14 protein-coding genes are annotated in these 19,076 nt (G+C 72.7%); 5 read left to right on the top strand and 9 right to left on the bottom strand.

Annotated elements, in window-relative coordinates; all coding sequences use genetic code 11:
- Positions 1 to 22: 22 nt before the first annotated feature.
- Positions 23 to 2,392, bottom strand: a complete 2,370-nt coding sequence (locus tag P3H78_RS21970; RefSeq protein ID WP_276110807.1) for a SpoIIE family protein phosphatase — start codon at positions 2,390 to 2,392, stop codon at positions 23 to 25.
- Between the two features lie 160 nt (positions 2,393 to 2,552).
- Positions 2,553 to 6,557, bottom strand: coding sequence for a hybrid sensor histidine kinase/response regulator (locus P3H78_RS21965; RefSeq protein WP_276110806.1), 4,005 nt, complete (start codon positions 6,555 to 6,557; stop codon positions 2,553 to 2,555).
- A 453-nt stretch (positions 6,558 to 7,010) separates the two neighbouring features.
- On the opposite strand from P3H78_RS21965, the gene P3H78_RS21960 reads away from it, so the two are divergent.
- The 4 genes from P3H78_RS21960 (at position 7,011) to P3H78_RS21945 (ending at position 8,841) form a co-directional block, all read left to right on the top strand.
- Entirely contained in the window at positions 7,011 to 7,376 is a 366-nt protein-coding gene (locus P3H78_RS21960) for a hypothetical protein (protein ID WP_276110805.1), read from the top strand.
- A gap of 28 nt (positions 7,377 to 7,404) precedes the next feature.
- Positions 7,405 to 7,776: a PRC-barrel domain containing protein gene (locus P3H78_RS21955; protein ID WP_276110804.1), complete on the top strand. Its 372-nt coding sequence runs from the start codon at positions 7,405 to 7,407 to the stop codon at positions 7,774 to 7,776.
- A 139-nt stretch (positions 7,777 to 7,915) separates the two neighbouring features.
- Positions 7,916 to 8,287 (top strand): STAS domain-containing protein, encoded by a 372-nt coding sequence (locus tag P3H78_RS21950; protein WP_276110803.1) that lies wholly within the window; start codon positions 7,916 to 7,918, stop codon positions 8,285 to 8,287.
- Positions 8,284 to 8,841 carry an ATP-binding protein gene (locus tag P3H78_RS21945; RefSeq protein WP_276110802.1) on the top strand — a complete coding sequence of 186 codons (558 nt, stop codon included), beginning with the start codon at positions 8,284 to 8,286 and terminating at the stop codon, positions 8,839 to 8,841. The genes P3H78_RS21950 and P3H78_RS21945 overlap by 4 nt, the downstream gene beginning before the upstream one ends.
- A 57-nt stretch (positions 8,842 to 8,898) precedes the next feature.
- Here P3H78_RS21945 and P3H78_RS21940 read toward each other — a convergent pair whose 3' ends face one another.
- On the bottom strand, positions 8,899 to 9,333 hold the full coding sequence (locus P3H78_RS21940; RefSeq protein ID WP_276110801.1) for an ATP-binding protein: 435 nt from the start codon (positions 9,331 to 9,333) through the stop codon (positions 8,899 to 8,901).
- Positions 9,334 to 9,663: 330 nt separating this feature from the next.
- On the opposite strand from P3H78_RS21940, the gene P3H78_RS21935 reads away from it, so the two are divergent.
- On the top strand, positions 9,664 to 9,951 hold the full coding sequence (locus P3H78_RS21935; protein ID WP_276110800.1) for a DUF4190 domain-containing protein: 288 nt from the start codon (positions 9,664 to 9,666) through the stop codon (positions 9,949 to 9,951).
- Positions 9,952 to 10,058: 107 nt separating this feature from the next.
- Here the strand turns inward: P3H78_RS21935 and P3H78_RS21930 are convergent, their stop codons facing one another.
- The 6 genes from P3H78_RS21930 to P3H78_RS21905 all read right to left on the bottom strand — a co-directional run.
- Positions 10,059 to 11,966, bottom strand: a complete 1,908-nt coding sequence (locus tag P3H78_RS21930) for an AMP-dependent synthetase/ligase (protein WP_276110799.1) — start codon at positions 11,964 to 11,966, stop codon at positions 10,059 to 10,061.
- Between the two features lie 211 nt (positions 11,967 to 12,177).
- The gene (locus P3H78_RS21925; RefSeq protein ID WP_276110798.1) at positions 12,178 to 13,338 is read right to left on the bottom strand and encodes a glutamate--cysteine ligase; all 1,161 of its coding nucleotides are present in this window, start codon (positions 13,336 to 13,338) and stop codon (positions 12,178 to 12,180) included.
- A gap of 171 nt (positions 13,339 to 13,509) precedes the next feature.
- Entirely contained in the window at positions 13,510 to 15,741 is a 2,232-nt protein-coding gene (gene glgB / locus P3H78_RS21920; protein ID WP_276110797.1) for a 1,4-alpha-glucan branching enzyme, read from the bottom strand.
- A gap of 4 nt (positions 15,742 to 15,745) precedes the next feature.
- The gene (locus P3H78_RS21915) at positions 15,746 to 17,134 is read right to left on the bottom strand and encodes a maltokinase N-terminal cap-like domain-containing protein (protein ID WP_276110796.1); all 1,389 of its coding nucleotides are present in this window, start codon (positions 17,132 to 17,134) and stop codon (positions 15,746 to 15,748) included.
- A 29-nt stretch (positions 17,135 to 17,163) separates the two neighbouring features.
- On the bottom strand, positions 17,164 to 18,882 hold the full coding sequence (treS, locus tag P3H78_RS21910; RefSeq protein WP_276110795.1) for a maltose alpha-D-glucosyltransferase: 1,719 nt from the start codon (positions 18,880 to 18,882) through the stop codon (positions 17,164 to 17,166).
- The coding region (locus P3H78_RS21905) for a hypothetical protein (protein ID WP_276110794.1) at positions 18,879 to 19,076 on the bottom strand (198 nt) is incomplete at its 5' end. The genes treS and P3H78_RS21905, both read right to left, overlap by 4 nt.

Raw genomic sequence — 19,076 nt, 5'->3', positions numbered from 1 at the left:
CCCGTGTCCGCGACTGCGGCCGTCAGACGACCCGGATCCCCACGATGCAGGTGTCGTCGTCGGTGTCCGACCGGCTGTACGTCAGCAGGCGGTCCAGCTGCTGGTCCAGGGTGTGCGGCGCGTTGCGCGCCATGGCCAGCAGATGGGACATCGAATCCTCCATGGAGCGGTCCCGCCTCTCGATCAGGCCGTCCGTGTACATCAGCAGGGTGTCGTCGGAGGCGAGCTGCATCTCGCCCTCCTCGTACCTGGCCTCCGGAAAGGCGCCCAGCAGCACGCCCTTGACCAGCGGCAGCGGCGTGGCCTCCGAGCCGCGGACGAGCACCGGCGGCAGATGGCCCGCCCGGGCCCACCGCAGGGTGTGCCGCTCCGGGTCGTACAGGGCGCACACCGCCGTGGCGGTGCCCGCACTGGTCAGGTAGTGCGCCACCGTGTTCAGCCAGGACAGCAGCTGGCCCGGCCCGGCGCCGGTCACCGCCAGGCCGCGCAGCGCGTTGCGCAGCACGACCATGCTGGTGGCGGCATGTATGCCGTGCCCGGCGACGTCGCCCACGCACAGCAGCACCTTCTTCGACGGCAGCACCACGGCGTCGTACCAGTCGCCGCCCACCAGCTGCTCGGTCTCCGCCGGCTGATAGCGCACGGCGACCTGCAGGTCGGGCATCCGGAGCGGGGCCTGCGTCGGGGGCATGATCGCATGCTGCAACTGGAGGGTCAGCCGGTAGTGCTCGTCCGCCTGCTGCTCGGTGTGGGCCAGCTGGTCACGGGTGGCTGAGAGCGCCACCTCCGTCCAGTGCTGCGCCGAGATGTCCTGGTAGGCGCCGCGGACGACGAACAGCCGACCGTCGGTGTCGAGCACCGGCTCGGCGACGACCCGGATGTGGCGGGTCACCCCGTCGGGCCGCTGCAGCCGGAAGGCCGCGGAGGCCGGCCGGCGGTGGTGCAGCAGGGTGCGCAGGAACCGCCGGATGGCCGCGGCGTCGTCCGCGTGGGCATGGGCGGGCAGTTCCTCCAGGGGCACCGGGGCGCTCGTCGGGGGGCGCCCGTACAGACTGAACAGCTGACCGTTCCAGGTGATCTCGCCCGTCAGCAGGTTCTCCTCGAAACCGCCGATGCGGCCGAGGCGCTGCGCGTGCTGGAGCAGGCTGGCCAGCCGGGCCGTCTCGTCCTCGATGCGCCAGAGGAGGAGCACGCTGCCGCCGTGCCGGCTGATGCTGATGTCCGCGACCGTCGACAGCGGCACCTCGTCGACCAGCGCGGTCAGGTGCATGCGCTCCGCGCGGAACGGCTCACCCGTGGCGTACACCCGCTCGACGTGCTGGAACAGCTCGCTGCGCCCGGCGGCCAGGGGATAGGCCTCGAGCAGCAACGCGCCGCTGACCATGGCGCGCGGCCGGCCCGCCGGGTCGAGGAAGCGGGTGTTGACGTGCAGGATGCGGAAGTCCACCAGCTGCCCCGAGGCGTCGGTGTGCGGCACCAGGACCAGGGCCGGGTCGTGCAGCCCGTCGGCCAGGTCCATCAGCTCGGTGACGTCCGGCAGCACCCCCGGCTCGGTGGTGAGGACGTCGGGCAGCGTGTGCGTCTCCAGTGTGTGCGCACACAGCTCCGCCAGGGCCTCCACCTGGCGGACCACCTGCGGCGGCTGCGGTTCCAACGGCCTCGGCCAGGCGATCTCCAGTACCCCGTGGATACGCCCGCCCGTGCCGGTGGGCATGGATACCCGGCCGCCGTCCGGGTGGAGGTGCCGGCCGATGGTGGGCAGGCCGGTCTCGGCGAGCGAGGTGAACCACTGGCCGCTGCGCTCGGTCAGACCGCGCCGGGCGACGGTGTCCACCTCCGGCGGGACGTAGCGCCAGCGGGTCGCCTCGACCTGTGAGAAGCCGGCGCTGCCGGCCAGGGTGAGCGAGCCGTCGGGGTCGGCGGCCCAGACCGCCACGGCCACCGCGCCCAGCGGGCGCAGCGCGTGCTCCAGCAGGGAGTCGGCCACTGCCTGGGCGTCGTCCGCGGCCAGCGCCCCGCTCTCCGCGGCCCGCAGGCGAACGGCGGCCGACTCGCTGTCGGGCGCCGTCGTGGCGGTGAGGAATGCGTCCGTGACCTCCGTGACCCGGTCGCGCGCGGCCTGGTTGATGACCTCGACCGCGAACTCCAGCGGCGTCATCCTGGCTCGCCCGGTCAGCTCCGCGAGCTGCCGCGCGGCCTGTGCGGGGCCGCAGCCGAGGCGCTCGACCAGGATGCCCTTGGCCAGTTCGATCAGGGCCCGGCCGTCGGCCTCGGCCTGTGCCGACCGCACCTCGCCGCGCAGCCGCTCCACCGTCGCGGCCAGCCTGCCGACGGGGGACGTGGGGGAGGTCCCCGCCGGGGCCTGGGCGTCGGCCGGACGCCCGGGGGACACGGACGGTCCCGGCGGGCGCGACTCGGAAGCGGCCGGTTCGCGTGGCGGCTCGGACGTGGTCACGATGTCAATGCACCTCCGCTGGAGGACCCTGGGGCGCGACCCGGGCGGCGCCGGGGCGAGCGCGTCCCGGCGGCGGCCGCAGCAGGCGCCCGCACGTTCATGCGGACAACCGGCGCCGGACGCAGGCGATCAGGTCGTTGGTGTCGACGGGCTTGGTGACGTAGTCGCTGGCACCCGACGCCAGTGATTTCTCCCGGTCCCCGGGCATCGCCTTCGCGGTGACGGCGATGATCGGCAGATCGGCGTACTGGGCCATCTTGCGGATCTCCGCCATGGCGGTGTACCCGTCCATCTCGGGCATCATCACGTCCATCAGCACCAGCGCGATGTCCTGGTTGTTCATGAGCGTCTCGATGCCCTTGCGCCCGTTCTCCGCGTGCAGCACCCGGAAGCCGTACAGCTCAAGGATGCCACTGAGCGCGAACAGGTTACGGGCGTCGTCGTCCACGACCAGGACGGTACGGCCGACGAAGGTGTCGTCGACGGGCGGTGCGAGCTCCTGCGGTTCCTCGGCCCGCACCAGGGACAGGACGTCCCCGGGCTCCTCGGCCGACAGATGCAGGGCGATACGCTCCCGCAGCTCGTCCAGACTGGAGAGGAACTCCAGCGACCCGTCGTCCGAGTGCGACCGCAGCGCCTTCTCCCTGGCCGCGTCCGGGCGGTTCCCGCTGTGGATCAGCACCGGCACACCGGTCAGCGCGGAGTCGCCCTGCAGCGCCCGGAGGAAGCGGGCGGCCTCCGCGTCGGGCATGTCCAGGTCCAGGACGACGCAGTGGCACGGTTCGGCGGCCAGAGCGCCCGCGGCCTCCTGGGCGCCGACTGCGGTGATCACCTCCATCGAAGGCAGTGCGGAGCCGTCGTCCGGGCCGTGCCGGGCCACGTCCGCGACGACGCTCTCGGCGACCAGGGTCAGCAGCCCGCGCGGCCTCTCCTCCACGACCAGCAGGCGCCGCCGGCGCTGACCGGCCGTGCCCGGGCGATCGGGAGCCGCGGGGATCTCGGCCACCGTGGTCGCGCTGACGAGTTCGACCGGCTCCCTCTCGGCCACGCGCCCGCCGGCGAGCAGGTGCTCGAAGTCGGGACGGGCCACGGGCAGGAAGAGCGTGAAGGTGCTGCCCCGGCCGGGCGCGCTGTCGACGGTGACCGCGCCGCCGAGCAGGTGGGCGATCTCCCGGGTGATGGAGAGGCCGAGGCCCGTCCCGCCGTACTTGCGGCTCGTGGTGCCGTCCGCCTGCTGGAAGGCACCGAAGATCGACTCCAGGTGCTGCTCCTGGATCCCGATGCCGGTGTCCTTCACCCGGAACGCCACGACGGCGCCGCCGCGGACGACCCCCGGGGGGATCTCGTCCTCCGTCGCGGGCTCGATGCGCAGTTCGACACTGCCCTGCTCGGTGAACTTGACCGCGTTGGACAGCAGGTTCCGGAGGATCTGCCGCAGCCGGGAGTCGTCGGTGAGCAGGTCCGCGGGAGCGCCGGCCGCGGTGGCCACCGCGAACTCAAGTCCCCTCTGGGTCGTCATCGGCCGGAAGGTGGCCTCGACGTACTCGATGAGCTGACGCAGCGGGACGCGCTCCGGGCTGACGTCCATCTTCCCGGCCTCGACCTTCGACAGGTCGAGGATGTCGTTGATCAGCTGCAGCAGGTCGCTGCCCGCGGAGTGGATGATGCCCGCGTACTCGACCTGTTTCGGGGTGAGGTTGCGCGAGGGGTTCTGCGCGAGCAGCTGGGCCAGGATGAGCAGGCTGTTGAGCGGGGTGCGCAGCTCGTGGCTCATGTTCGCCAGGAACTCCGACTTGTACTTCGACGCCAGCGACAGTTGCTGGGCCCGGGCCTCCAGCTCCTGCCGCGCCTGCTCGATCTGCAGGTTCTTCGCCTCGATGTCGCGGTTCTGCGCCGCCAGCAGCGAGGCCTTCTCCTCCAGCTCGGCGTTGGAGCGCTGCAGTTCATCCTGCTGGTCCTGCAACTCGGCGGAGCGGGACTGCAGTTCGCCGGTCAGGCGCTGCGACTCGTCCAGCAGCTCGTCGGTCCGGGCGTTCGCCACGATGGTGTTGACGTTGACGCCGATCGTCTCCCGCAGCTGCTCCAGGAAGTCCTGGTGGGTCGGCCTGAAGGGGGTGACGGAGGCCAGCTCGATGACGCCGAGTACCTGGTCCTCGAAGAGGATCGGCAGCAGGATCAGAGCGGTCGGCACGACCTGGCCGAGTCCGGAGGAGATGGTGACGTAGCCCCGCGGCAGTTCGTCGACGACGATGGTGCGGCGGCTGCGCGCCGCCTGGCCGACCAGGGAGCGGCCGACGGAGAAGCGGGTGGGCAGCTCGTCGCCGTCCGGCCGCCCGTAGGACCCCACGAGCCGCAGCTGGGGGCCGGGCACACCGTCCTCGGCGAGGTAGAAGGCCCCGTACTGGGCCGACACCAGCGGCGTCAGCTCCTCCATGATCAGCTCGGCCACGACGGGCAGGTCGCGGTGGCCCTGCATCAGGCCGGCGATCCGCGCCAGGTTGGTCTTGAGCCAGTCCTGCTCCTGGTTGGCCCGGGTGGTCTCGCGCAGGGACCCCACCATGGAGTTGATGTTGTCCTTGAGCTCGGCGACCTCGCCGGAGGCCTCCACGGTGATCGAGCGGGTCAGGTCGCCCTCCGCCACCGCGCTGGCGACCTCGCCGATCGCCCGGACCTGCCGGGTCAGGTTTCCGGCCAGCTCGTTGACGTTCTCGGTCAGCCGCTTCCAGGTGCCCGAGACGCCCTCCACCTCGGCCTGGCCGCCGAGGCGTCCTTCGGTTCCGACCTCGCGGGCGACGCGGGTGACCTCGTCGGCGAAGGCGGAGAGCTGGTCGACCATCGTGTTGATGGTCGTCTTGAGTTCGAGGATCTCGCCGCGGGCGTCGACGTCGATCTTCTTCGACAGGTCTCCCTTGGCCACGGCGGTCGTCACCAGCGCGATGTTGCGCACCTGGCCGGTGAGGTTGTTCGCCATCGAGTTGACGTTGTCGGTGAGGTCCTTCCAGGTGCCCGCCACGTTGGGCACGTGGGCCTGGCCGCCGAGGCGTCCTTCGGTTCCGACCTCGCGGGCGACGCGGGTGACCTCGTCGGCGAAGGCGGACAGGGTGTCGACCATCGTGTTGATCACGTCGGCCAGCGCGGCGACCTCGCCCGCCGCCTCGACCGTGATCTTCCGGGACAGGTCGCCGCGCGCCACGGCGGTGGCGACCTGGGCGATCGAGCGCACCTGACCGGTCAGGTTCGACGCCATCACGTTGACGTTGTCGGTGAGGTCCTTCCAGGTGCCCGACACGCCCCGCACGTGGGCCTGGCCGCCGAGGCGTCCTTCGGTTCCGACCTCGCGGGCGACGCGGGTGACCTCGTCGGCGAAGGCGGAGAGCTGGTCGACCATCGTGTTGATGGTGTTCTTGAGTTCGAGGATCTCGCCGCGGGCGTCGACGGTGATCTTCTGCGAGAGGTCGCCCTTGGCGACCGCCGTCGCGACCTGGGCGACGTTGCGGACCTGGGCGGTCAGGTTGCCCGCCATGAAGTTCACCGAGTCGGTCAGGTCCCGCCACACGCCGGCGACACCGAACACCTTGGCCTGGCCGCCGAGGCGTCCTTCGGTTCCGACCTCGCGGGCGACGCGGGTGACCTCGTCGGCGAACGCGGAGAGCTGGTCGACCATCGTGTTGACGGTCTCCTTCAGCTGCAGGATCTCGCCGCGCGCCGGCACGTCGATCTTCTGCGACAGGTCGCCCTTGGCGACCGCCGTGGCCACCTGGGCGATGTCGCGGACCTGGGTGGTCAGGTTGCCCGCCATGGCGTTCACCGAGTCGGTCAGGTCGGCCCAGGTGCCCGAGACCCCCGGCACCTCCGCCTGCCCGCCCAGCGTGCCCTCGGTGCCGACCTCCCTGGCCACGCGGGTGACCTCCGAGGTGAACACGGACAACTGGTCCACCATGCCGTTGAACACGGTGGCGATGTCGCCCATGAGCCCGTCGGCTTCCTCGGGCAGCCGCGTTCCGAAGTCGCCGTCACGCACCGCCGTCAGACCGGCCAGGAGCTGCCTCAGTTCCTGGTCGCCCGGCAGGGTGTCGGCCACGTCGGTTCTGTCGCTGGTCATGCGCAACCTCGTCCCGCTCCCCAGGGCGTCCTCGCAGGGAGGACTCGGAATACTTGCCGGCCCTGCCCGGGCCCGGCGTGTCGTGTGTGCATTTCCGCAGTTCACGGATTTGCGCGATGAGGAAAATACGTCGAAGGCTAACCCATCAGGACCCCGCCGAACAAAACCCGGGGGCGGTATCCGCCGCGGGGGTAATGGTCGGCGCGCGTCCTGAATGGACGATGGGCAAAGGGGTATACAAGTTGACTTGCGACAATGCCCCGGGCGGCCCCGGTCTGCGGACCCGCAGAATCCGGTGACCGGCGCCGGCAGCGCCTGTCACAGGGGCGTCCCGGCGTGAGAAACGCTGCTGCAGGACGGCAGCAGGAGGACTCATGGTCCCGGAACGCACGTATGTCCACATTACCGCCAAAGCCTTTCAGCCTCTCCGCCGGAGCCGGACCGCCCTCGGCGGTGGTGCGCGTCGCCGGCGACCTCGGCTCCGGGACGCGCGGCCGGCTCGTGGACACCGTCACCTCGCTGCCCGCCCGGAGCCATGCCGCCCGGCAGCCCGTCTCCGAGCCGCGCCCGGACTTCTCCCGGCTCGACGGCGTCGGCTTCTCCGGCCTGTCCGCGCTGCTGCCGCTCCGGGGTCGCACCGAGGAGGCCGGCGTCGTGAGCCACCCGGACGCCCGGCCCCGTGCCGGAACGCCCGCTCGACATGACGGGCACCCTGGAACCGCTCGCCGCGCAGCCGGGCGAGGGGTCGAATGCCGCGGCCGGACCAGGGTAGTTGCGCTGTGGGAGTTCCGGCCCGAGCAGCGGGCCGGCGGTGCGTGACCCATCGGACCGGGGAGGAATCAACAGCGTGGCCATCGACGGAATCTGGTCGTACCCGCCGCAGGTCGGTCGTGTCGAGGGGCTGGACCTGACCGGCTTCAGCGTCGCCGCCGGCGACGGCACCATCGGGCACGTGGACCGGGAGGCCGACCACTTCGGCATGCGGCACCTGGTCGTGGACACCGGTGTCTGGGTGTTCGGCAAGAGCGTCCTGGTCCCGGTCGGGGTGGTCACCGGCATCGACACGGAGGAGCGCACCGTGCAGGTGGCCTGCACCCGCGGGGAGATCAAGGCGGCCCCCCGCTTCCTCGTCGACAGCGAGACGATGGACCCGGACTACCTGACCCGGGTGGGCGACTACTACCACCGGCTGCCGCCGCGGGAGACCACCACCGCCTGACGCGGCGACCAGGGCCGGCCCCGTCCCCGGAAGCGGCGACGGGGGGAACGGTGACCGCGACCGCGCAGGCGCTCCTATGCTGGAGCAGCCCACGGGACGCGTGCCGCGGCCCGGCGAGCCGAACAGGAAGAGTGTGCCGATGCCCGACGAGCGCGAGCCCGCCGTGTCGTCGTCCGTCCACGGGGATGCCTTCGTGGTGCAGGTCGGGGGCGACGTCGACAGCGAGAGCGCGCCCCGCCTCGCCCGTGCCCTGAAGGCGGGACTGCGGGCGGGGACCGCCCGCTCCGTGGTCGACCTGTCGGGCACCACGTTCGCGGACTCGGCCATCCTGCACGCTCTCCTCGAGGCCCAGCGGGCGCACCGTGCGCGCGGTCTGCTCATGGTCGTGGCGGGCCCGTTCGGCGACAGCGTGGAAAGGCTGTTCGGCGTGACAGGAACAGCGGGGTACTTCGTTCTCGCCGAGGACGTCGAGGCGGCGATGGAGGTGCCCCGGGCAGTGACGGACCGGTGACGCAGGACGAGCACATGGGCGCGGAGGGCCGCGCAGGACGCACGGGACCCGGGGACCAGGCCCGCACCGGCGGCTCCGACGGGACCGGGCCGCCCGGCGGCGCGCCCTCCGGGGCGGCGGCCGGCGGCCCGGTGACGACCGCCGCCACCGCGCGCGCGTTCGCGCAGGCGGTGGTCAGGGACCGCTGGAACTCCTCCTTCGGCAGGGCGCGCGAGGAGGACGTCATCGACCTCCTGCTGGTCGTCTCCGAACTGGTGACCAACGCCATCCGGCACGGCGAGGGGCTGACGGGCTTCGACGCGGTGCCGACGGCCGACGGCATCCGCCTCGCCGTCCACGACCGGAGCGACGTCGTTCCCCAGGTGGCCTTCGGTCCCGGCGACCTGCCTCTCGGGCACCAGGGCAGCGGCTACGGCTGGCCGCTGATCATCCGCCTGGCGCGGGAGATCGTCATCGACCGCCGGCCCGGCGGGGGCAAGACCGTCACGGTGCTGGTGCCGCTGCGCGCGGCGGACACGGCCGGGGGCGGAACGGGAGAGCCGGCGGTGCGCTAGGGGCGCGCCGCGCGGATCCGCCGCGCACCGCCGGCCGGCCCACCGGGTGGACCGGTGTCACCAGGGAAGGAAGACGTGCACGTCCTTGCCCTGGTCGTGCGGCACCACGCTGACCTGGTCGCACAGGGTGTGGACCAGGTGCCAGCCGATGCCTCCGCCGCCGCGGCTCGGGTGGAACGGCCGCGGCGAGGGCGTCGTGGTGCTGGAGTCGCTGAGGGTCACATGCACGCCGTCGAAGGTGCGGCGCAGGCCCAGTGAGAACGGCCCCGGTGCGTACTGCACGGCGTTCGCGGCGAGCTCCGTGACCACGAGCAGGATGTCGTCCCAGTGCTCGGGCGCCGTCGGCGGTGTGCGCCGTGCGAGCTCGTCGAGGAACTCCTCCGCGGCGAGGCGCGCACCCGTGACATGGTGCAGTTCCCCGGCGAAGCGGGCGGTGCGGCTGGGCATGCCCTCGGTGGCCGTGGTGTCGTCCCAACGTGGCTCGGTTGCCATCTCGCCTTCCCGGCCCGGCCGGACCGGCCGGGCTGTTGTCCTTTCTTTCCCTTGCGTCCCACTGTCTAGTTCCCATGGCCGCGCAGGCTACGCGTCGCGTTCCGGAGGGCCGGTACCCGGGGCGGGGGCGGTGCCCGTGCGCCCGGACCCCGCCCGTGAACGACGCACCCGGGCCGCGGGAGGTTGCGCGCGTCGGCCGGGAATTCCGGGCGGCACGCGGCACCCGAATTCTGGAATTCCTCATTCCACAACTCGCCGGAATGACGGACCTGCCCAGGGGCATTCGACAGATCCGGCCATCGAAACGGCCGTCCCCAAAAGGAGAAGACGATGACGGGTCACGGCAGTTCGCCCACCGCCCCATCCACCTCGCGCACCAACGGCCTCGCCGTGGCCTCCCTGGTGCTGGGCATCATCGGCGTGTTCCTCTTCAACATCATCCTCGGCCCGCTCGCGATCGTGTTCGGTGCCGTGGGTCTGCGGAAGGCGCCCGCCAAGGGCGGTGCGGGCATGGCGAAGGCCGGCATCGTGCTCGGTATCGTCGACCTGGTGGTCTTCGGTGCGCTGCTGGCGGTGTCCGCGGCCAACGGCGGCTTCCACTGGTACGTCGGCGGCTGACCCTCCCGGCCCCACCGCGCCCCGGCCGGCCTTCCCGCGGACCGGGGCGGTGGGCCGGGGCGGCCTGCCTGACGGGTGTCCGACGGTGCGGACGGGCCGGGTCGCGGTCAGCGGAAGACGTTGTCCGCGTCGTCCCAGTCGGCCGCCGGCTCCTGCGGCACCGGCCGCCGCGCCCGCCGGCTGCGCGCCTCGTACATCGCGTCGATCTCGGCGGCGTAGTGGCGCACGATGGCGTCCCGGCGCAGCTTCATCGACGGTGTGAGCAGCCCGCTGGCCACGTCGAAGGGCGCCGGCAGCACCCGGAAGACCCGGATCGACTCCGACGGCGAGACGGCGCTGTTGGCCGCCGCGACCGCCCGCCCGATCTCCTCGCGCAGGGCGTTCTCCTCCCGGGCCTCCCTCCCCGGGACGTCCGCCTGGAGCGCCAGCCCGGCCCGCCAGTGCGCCAGGAACTGCGGGTCCAGCGTGATCAGCGCGCCCACGCAGGGACGGCCGTCGCCGACGACCACGGCCTGGTGCACGAGCGGGTGCAGCCGCAGACGCTGCTCCAGGACGGCCGGCGCCACGCTCATCCCGCCGCTGGTGATGATGACGTCCTTCTTGCGGCCGGTGATCGTCAGATACCCCTCGCCGTCCAGGTGCCCGATGTCCCCGGTGGCCAGCCAGCCGCCGGGCAGGGCTGCCCGGGTCGCGCCCTCGTCGTTGACGTAGCCGTGGAACACCGAGGGGCCCCGCACCAGGATCTCGCCGTCGTCGGCGACCTGGATCTGGGTGCCCGGCAGGGGTCTGCCCACCGTCCCGGACTTCTCCCGGCCCAGCGGCTGCATGGTGATCCCGCCGGCCGTCTCGGTGAGCCCGTACCCGTCGTGCACGTAGATGCCGATGCCCTCGTAGAACAGGGAGAGTTCACGGCTGAGCGGCGAGCCGCCGGAGGTGGCTCGGACGACCCGTCCGCCCAGTGCGGCGCGCAGCCTGCGGTACACCGTCCGCTCGTACAGGGCGTGTTGGAGGCGCAGCTCCAGACCGGGGCCCGAGCCGCGGCCGAGCCGGCGGCGCTCCACGGCCGCCGCGAAGGTGCGCGCGGTGTCCGCCGCCCGCTCGAAGAGGGCGCCGCGGCCGGACTGCTGGGCCGTGCGCAGGAACTCCTTGTAGATCTTCTCGAAGACCGAGGGCACGGCGTAGAAGTAGGTCGGCCGGAAGGACCGCAGCGCCGACGCCAGCGACGCGTCGCTCAGGTCGGGCTCGTGGCCCATCAGGACACCGCCGCGGATGCACAGGCCCTGGATCATCATCCCGTACACGTGGGAGAGCGGCAGGAAGGCGAGGACCGCGGGCTTCTCGCCGGGGGGCGCGGCCGTGTGGCCCCAGCCGGCCAGCAGGGTGTCGCAGGGGCTGGCCAGGGCGCGGTGGCTCAGGGCGCACCCCATGGCGCGGCCGGCCGAGCCGGAGGTGTAGGCGACGACCGCCGTCGCGTCCGGCAGCACGATCCGCCGCAGCGAGTCGACCGTCGTGAGCGGCACCACCGCGCCCGCGTCGGCGAGGTGGCCGACCGCCCCGGTGTCCAGCTGCCACACGTGCCGCAACTGCGGCAGCGAGGCGCAGACGGAGCCCACCGTCATGACGCCCTGCTCGTCCTCGACCACCACTCCCACGCAGCCCGCGTCCCGCAGGATCCACGCGACCTGGTCGCGGGAGGACGTCGGGTACACCGGGACCACTTCGGCGCCCACGGCCCACAGCGCGTAGGCGAACACCGTCCACTCGTACCGGGTGCGCGCCATCACCGCCACGCGGTGCCCCGGGGAGATGCCGGAGGCGATCAGGCCGCGCGCCAGGTCGGCCACCTGGTCGCGGAGTTCGACGGCGGTGACCTCCTCCCAGACCGCGGAGGCGGGGCCGGAGCGGCGGGCCAGCACGGGCAGGGTCGGACGGATCTCCGCCGTCTCGAAGACGCTGTCGGCGAGCCCGCCGGTCGAGGAGGACACGGCAGGCGGAGCGAGGGCGACGTCGCGCATGCACTGCTCCTGGGTGTACGGAGGGTGATCACGCCGACGAGTACCGTTGTCGGCGCTGGTCGAATGTAGCCCAGGCGGGCGCGCGGGGTGCCCCGAACGGGGAAGTAGCCCCGTTTCGTGATCCCGACCGCGGACAGGGGCCGCCGACCGTGCCCGGCCCGCCGCCCCGGCCCGGTGCGTGCCGTGCGTCGGGGGCGCAGCGGGAGCGCGGTCAGGCCGGGGGACCGGGGGAGTCCGAGGGGCCGGGGGAGCACCGGTCGCCCGGGGGTTGTGGCACTCCCGGAGCCTCCTGGGTGAGCCGCACGCACAGGGCGACGACGTCCCGCAGGCTCCCGGTCCGCTCCAGCGACTCCCGCTGCACCTGAGCGCCGTTGCCGCGCCGCAGCAGTGCCGCGGCCGCCGAGCGCGCCGGGCCGAGGTCCCCCAGGTCCGCGAGCGCCTCGCCGACGTGGTCGAGCAGCGCCTCCACCGCCGTCCCGGCCGGCTGCCGCCGCAGGGTGACCGGGTGCAGCAGCTCACCCGCCAGGCCCGCCCGCGCCGCCTGCCAGGCGGCCAGCCGCAGCAGGCTCACGTCGTGGTCCGCGGGCGCCCGGCCCGCCCGCCACGCGCGCGCCGCGGTCTCCACCAGGCCGCGGGCGAGCGTGGCGAGGAGCCGGGCGGTGTCCGCGTGCAGGCACACGTCCGCGACCCGGATCTCCACCGTCGGGTAGCGCGCGGACAGCCGCGCGTCGAAGTACACCATCCCCTCGTCCAGCACGACCCCGGTGTCCACCATGTCCGCCACCAGCCGGTGGTACCGCTCGGGCGTCCCGAACAGCCCCGTCGGACCCGCCGAGGGCCAACGGCCCCACACCCGGCTGCGATAGCTGGCGTAGCGGGAGTCCCGCCCGTGCCAGAAGGGGGAGTTGGAACTGATCGCCAGCAGGACGGGCAGCCAGGGCCGGATCCGGTCCACGACCGCCACGGCCTCCTCGTCGGACTCCACGCCCACGTGCACATGGCAGCCGCAGACGAGCTGCTCGCGGGCGGCGATCCCGTACTGCTCCGCCATCCACCGGTAGCGGGGGCTCGCGGCGAAGGACGGGTCCACCGGCATCGGCGACGAGGCGAGCGCGGCCACCGCGCAGCCGGTCTCCGCGGCGTGCCGGGCCGCCTCCGCCCGGCACCGGGCGATCTCCGCACCGAGCGCGGCCATGTCCGTCTGCGGATGCGTGGCGAACTCCAGCATCTGGCCGAACAGCTCGCGTTCGAAGACGTCCCGGCCCGGGCCGTCCGCCTCGGCGCGGGCCAGCACCGCGCCGGACATCGCCCGTGGCTCGCCGGTGTCCGGGTCGACCAGGAGGAGCTCCTCCTCCACTCCGACGGTGCGCACCTCTCGCCGCCTCTCGTCCGTCCCGGTACCCCGGTCGGGCACCGGGCCGTACGACCCCGACTGCCCCGCCGCGGACCGCGGACACCCGCCCGGACCGGCGGACACCCGTCCGGACCCGCCGACACCCGTCCGGGGCGCCGGATCCGGCGCCCCGGACGGGTGCCCCCGCGCTCAGGCGCCGTACGGCGCGAGCCAGAGGGTGGCGAGCGGGGGCAGGGTGAGCCGGACCCGTCCGTCCTCCGGCTTCACCGGGTCCGGGTGGGTGACGTCGCCGCCGCCGTAGCGGGCCGCGTCGGTGTTGAGGACCTCCGTCCAGGCGGTGACCTCCCCGGGGACACCGAGCAGGTAGTCGTGCCGGACCACCGGGGAGAAGTTCGACACCGCCAGCAGCGGCACGCCCGCGGCGTCCCGGCGCAGGAAGGCGAACACGTTGTCGTCGGCGGCGTCCACCGCGACCCACTGGAAGCCCTCGGGACTGGTGTCGCGCTGCCAGAGCGCGGGCGTGGCCCGGTACACCGTGTTCAGGTCGCGCACCAGGTCCCGGACCCCGCGGTGGTCGCCGGCCGCGCAGTACCCCTCGTCGAGCAGCCACCACTCCGGCCCGTGCTCCTCGGACCACTCCCCGCCCTGGGCGAACTCCTGTCCCATGAAGAGCAGTTGCTTGCCGGGGTGGGCCCACATGAACCCCAGGTAGGCCCGGTGGTCGGCGCGGCGCTGCCACCAGTCGCCGGGCATCTTCGACACCAGGGCGCGCTTGCCGTGCACGACCTCGTCGTGCGAGATCGGCAGGACGTAGTTCTCGCTGTACGCGTACACCATCGAGAACGTCATCTCGTGGTGGTGGTACCGGCGGTGCACGGGCTCGTGGCTCATGTACTCCAGCGAGTCGTGCATCCAGCCCATGTTCCACTTCAGCCCGAAGCCCAGACCGCCGCGGTCGGTCGGCGCCGTCACCCCGCCCCACGCGGTGGACTCCTCGGCGATCGTCACCACGCCGGGCGCACGCCGGTACACGGTGGCGTTCATCTCCTGGAGGAAGCGCATGGCGTCCAGGTCCTCGCGGCCGCCGTACTGGTTCGGCGTCCACTGCCCGGAGTCCCGGGAGTAGTCCAGGTAGAGCATGGAGGCGACGGCGTCCACCCGCAGGCCGTCGATGTGGAACTCCTCGCACCAGTACACCGCGTTGGCGACCAGGAAGTTGCGCACCTCGGTGCGGGCGAAGTCGAACTCGTACGTCCCCCAGTCCGGGTGCTCCGCGCGCTGCGCGTTCCCGGGCTCGTACAGCGGGTCCCCGTCGAAGCGGGCCAGCGCCCAGTCGTCCTTGGGGAAGTGCGCCGGCACCCAGTCCATGATCACGCCGATGCCGGCCCGGTGGCAGGCGTCCACGAAGTACCGGAAGTCGTCGGGCGTGCCCAGGCGGGCGGTGGGGGCGTAGTACGAGGTGACCTGGTAGCCCCAGGAGGGGCCGTAGGGGTGCTCGGCGACCGGCATCAGCTCCACGTGCGTGAAGCCGAGGTCCTTCACGTACGCCGGCAGCTCCTCCGCCAGCCGACGGTAGTCCAGTCCGGGCCGCCAGGAGGGGAGGTGGACCTCGTAGACCGACAGCGGCGCCTCGTGCACCGGCACGTCCGCCCGGTGCGCCATCCACTCCGCGTCGTCCCACTCGTGGTGCGCGGCCGTCACCACCGACGCCGTCGCGGGCGGCTCCTCCGCCCGGCGCGCCATCGGGTCGGCCTTCAGGAACCGCCCGCCGTACTGCGAGGTGATCTCGAACTTGTACGCGGCCCCCTCGCCGATGCCCGGCAGGAACAGCTCCCAGACGCCCGCGGCGCCGAGGGAGCGCATCGGGAACGCGGTGCCGTCCCAGTACGAGAAGTCGCCGGCCACCCGGACGCCCCGCGCGTTCGGCGCCCACACCGTGAACCGGGTGCCGGTCACGCCCTGGTGGGTCATCGGCTCCGCGCCGAGCGCCTTCCACAGCTGCTCGTGCCGGCCCTCGCGGATCAGGTGCAGGTCCAGCTCGCCGAGGGCGGGCAGGAAGCGGTAGGGGTCGTGGACCTCCTGCTCCCCGGCGCCGCCCTCGCCGTACGCCACCGCCAGCGTGTAGGCGGGAACCTCGTCCAGGTCCAGCCGGCCCGAGAACAGCCCGTCGCCCTGCGGGACCAACGGGGTCCGCGCCCCGCCGGCCAGGACGGCCACGGACGTCGCGCACGGGCGCAGCGCCCGGAACACGACGCCGCCGGGCACCGGATGCGCGCCCAGCAGGGAGTGCGGGTCGTGGTGGGCGCCGGACAGCAGGCGCTCACGGTCGGCGGGGTCCAGGGGCGGTGCGGTCCGGACGCGTCCCGCGGGGGACGGGAGCGGGCCGGACGGCTCGGGGAGTGACGTGTCGCGCAGTGCCACCGGTTCATCCTCCTCTCACGGCGAGACGTTCGATCGCCGCCATCGGTACGGCGAGCCAGTCGGGACGGTGCCGTGCCTCGTACAGCACTTCGTACACGGCACGGTCCGTCTCGTAGGCGCGCAGCAGGGCGTGTTTCTTGCGGGGGTCCCAGCCGGAGCCGGAGGCGTAGCCGGCGCAGAACGCCTCCCGGCAGCGGCGCGCCCACTCCGGGCGCCAGGGGCGGCGCTGGCGGGCGGCGTAGTCGAAGGAGCGCAGCATGCCGGCGACGTCCCGCACCGGGGACTCGGGCAGGCAGCGCTCGGCGAGCGGACGGGACGGCTCGCCCTCGAAGTCGATCACGAACCACTCCCGCCCGGCGCGCAGCACCTGGCCCAGGTGCAGGTCACCGTGGATGCGCTGGGCGGGCGGTCCCGCGTCGCAGCTGGCCAGCGCGTCGAAGGCGGTGCACAGGGCCGCCGCGTGCGGGCGGAGCGCGGGCACCGCCTGCGCGGCTGCGTCCAGGCGCTCGGCCATCGCCGAGGCCGTCGTGGCGGTGTCCCGCAGCCGTCCGGTGGGGAAGGCGGTGGCGAGGGCCAGGTGCACCTCGGCCGTCGCCCGCCCCAGCTCGTGGGCCTGCGCGGTGAAGTCGTCACCGGTGGACAGTGCCCGCAGGGCCAGCGTCCAGCCGTCGGACGCGTCGGGCAGGAAGGGCTGGAGCACGCCGAGCGTCGCCGGCTGCGGCTGCGTCGTACGGAACCAGGCCACCGGCGCGGGCACCCGGGAGCAGCCCAGCCCGGCGAGCGCCCACGGCACCTCGAGGTCCGGGTTGACGCCCGGCTGGATGCGGCGGAACACCTTCAGGATGAACTCGTCGCCGTACACGATGGACGAGTTGGACTGCTCCGCCTCCAGCAGCCGCGGGGCCAGCCCGCCGGGCACGGACACGGCCCGGTCCGTCTCGAAGTGCAGCGGGCCCGCGGTGCCCGGGCGGCGCAGCCGCTCCAGCAGCAGCTGCGCCGAGCGGGGGTCGCAGAGCGCGTCGTAGACGGCGAGGCCGGCCAGCGGGCCCTCGGTGGCCCGGCCGATGAAGGCGCGCCGCAGCCGGGGCACCAGTTGCTCCCGCACACCGAGCAGCAGCTGGTAGCAGTCGGCGGGTTCGGGCTGGGACGTCCCGGCCGGCGCCGGGACGCCGCCGTGGCCCGAGGGGAAGCCCGCGTGCTCGGCGTGGACCAGCAGGTGCAGGCAGCCCGGGAACAGCTCCGTCATGGACAGCAGGCGCAGGTCGGTGACGGGCCGGTCCTTGCCCGCGAACCAGCGCTGGCGCGGCAGCCAGGCGCGCAGCAGACCGTCGAGCGAGGCCATGGGCCCGGCCAGGCCCTGGGCGCCCGGCTGGAGGATTGCGGTCTTCGGCATGGTCACGCCTCCTTTGGTCGGCCGCACGCTCAGTCCGGTCGGCCGGTCCGGATCGCGGCCCTGGTGAGCCGGAACCAGTAGAAGCCGTGCCCCGCGAGGGTCAGCAGGTAGGGGAGTTCGCCGATGGCCGGGAAGCGCACCCCGCCGATCAGCTCGACCGGGTGCCGCCCGCGGAACGCGCTCAGGTCGAGCTCGGTGGGTTGGGCGAAGCGGGAGAAGTTGTGGACGCAGAGGACGAGGTCGTCCTCGTGTTCGCGGAGGAAGGCGAGGACGGCGGGGTTGGAGGACTGCAGTTCGGTGTAGGACCCCAGTCCGAAGGCAGGATTCTGCTTGCGGATCTCGATCATGCGGCGGGTCCAGTGGAGCAGGGAGGAGGGGGAGGACATGGACGCTTCGACGTTGGTGACCTGGTAGCCGTAGACGGGGTCCATGATGGTGGGCAGGTAGAGGCGGCCGGGGTCGCAGGAGGAGAAGCCCGCGTTGCGGTCGGGGGTCCACTGCATGGGGGTGCGGACGGCGTCGCGGTCGCCGAGCCAGATGTTGTCGCCCATGCCGATCTCGTCGCCGTAGTAGAGGATCGGGCTGCCGGGCAGGGACAGGAGCAGGGCGGTGAAGAGTTCCATCTGGTTGCGGTCGTTGTCCAGGAGGGTGGCCAGGCGGCGGCGGATGCCGATGTTGGCGCGCATGCGGGGGTCCTTGGCGTATTCGGCCCACATGTAGTCGCGTTCTTCGTCGGTGACCATCTCCAGGGTGAGTTCGTCGTGGTTGCGCAGGAAGATGCCCCATTGGCAGTGGGTGGGGATGGCGGGGGTCTTGGCGAGGATCTCGGAGACGGGGTAGCGGGACTCGCGGCGGACGGCCATGAAGATGCGGGGCATGACGGGGAAGTGGAAGGCCATGTGGCACTCGTCGCCGCCGCTGCGGTAGTCGCCGAAGTAGTCGACGACGTCCTCCGGCCACTGGTTCGCCTCCGCCAGCAGCACGGTGTCCGGATACATCGCGTCGATCTCGCGCCGCACCCGGCGCAGGAACGCGTGGGTGGCGGGCAGGTTCTCGCAGTTGGTGCCCTCCGCCGCGTACAGGTAGGGCACCGCGTCCAGCCGGAAACCGTCGATGCCCAGGTCCAGCCAGAAACGGAGGGCTGCCAGGATCTCCTCCTGCACGGCCGGGTTCTCGTAGTTGAGGTCCGGCTGGTGGGAGAAGAAGCGGTGGAAGTAGTACTGGCCCCGGACCGGGTCGTGGGTCCAGTTCGACGCCTCCGTGTCGACGAAGATGATCCGGGCGTCGGCGTACTGGCTGTCGTCGTCGGCCCACATGTAGAAGTCGCCGTAGGGGCCGTGGGGGTCCTTGCGGGACTCCTGGAACCACGGGTGCTGGTCGCTGGTGTGGTTCATGACGAAGTCGATGATGACGCGCATGCCGCGCTGGTGGGCCGCGTCGACGAACTCGACGAAGTCGGCGAGGTCGCCGAACTCGGGCAGGACGGCGGTGTAGTCGGAGACGTCGTAGCCGCCGTCGCGCAGGGGGGACTTGAAGAAGGGCGGCAGCCAGAGGCAGTCGACGCCGAGCCACTGAAGGTAGTCGAGCTTGGCGGTCAGGCCCTTCAGGTCGCCGACGCCGTCGCCGTTGCTGTCCTGGAAGGAGCGGACGAGGACCTCGTAGAAGACCGCGCGCTTGAACCACTCCGGGTCCCGGTCCCTGGCGGGGGCGTCCTCGAAGATGTCCGGGACGGGTTCGTTGACAGTCATGGCGCGGTGGGCCCTCCGGTTCTCGGGGCGGGGGACGATCGCTGGACATGGAACACGTGGGCCGGCTGCCGGCCCGGTTCGAGGCGCACGTAGTTGGCCCTGCCCCAGTGGTAGGTCTCGCCGGTGAGCTCGTCGCGCACCGGCACCGACTCGTGCCGGTCCAGGCCGAGCTGCGGCATGTCCAACGAGACCGT

The organism is Streptomyces tropicalis (assembly GCF_029269835.1).
GTDB lineage: Bacteria > Actinomycetota > Actinomycetes > Streptomycetales > Streptomycetaceae > Streptomyces > Streptomyces tropicalis.
The sequence above is the reverse complement of the archived record's forward strand: the minus strand, read 5'-3'. Positions and strand labels throughout refer to the sequence as shown.

Bases quoted from the DNA above. Each gene is read 5' to 3' on its own strand.
- P3H78_RS21930 (WP_276110799.1), bottom strand. From the start codon at position 11,966: ATGCGCGACGTCGCCCTCGCTCCGCCTGCCGTGTCCTCCTCGACCGGC.
- P3H78_RS21950 (WP_276110803.1), top strand. From the start codon at position 7,916: ATGCCCGACGAGCGCGAGCCCGCCGTGTCGTCGTCCGTCCACGGGGAT.
- treS (WP_276110795.1), bottom strand. From the start codon at position 18,882: ATGACTGTCAACGAACCCGTCCCGGACATCTTCGAGGACGCCCCCGCC.
- P3H78_RS21915 (WP_276110796.1), bottom strand. From the start codon at position 17,134: ATGCCGAAGACCGCAATCCTCCAGCCGGGCGCCCAGGGCCTGGCCGGG.
- P3H78_RS21965 (WP_276110806.1), bottom strand. From the start codon at position 6,557: ATGACCAGCGACAGAACCGACGTGGCCGACACCCTGCCGGGCGACCAG.
- P3H78_RS21935 (WP_276110800.1), top strand. From the start codon at position 9,664: ATGACGGGTCACGGCAGTTCGCCCACCGCCCCATCCACCTCGCGCACC.
- P3H78_RS21940 (WP_276110801.1), bottom strand. From the start codon at position 9,333: ATGGCAACCGAGCCACGTTGGGACGACACCACGGCCACCGAGGGCATG.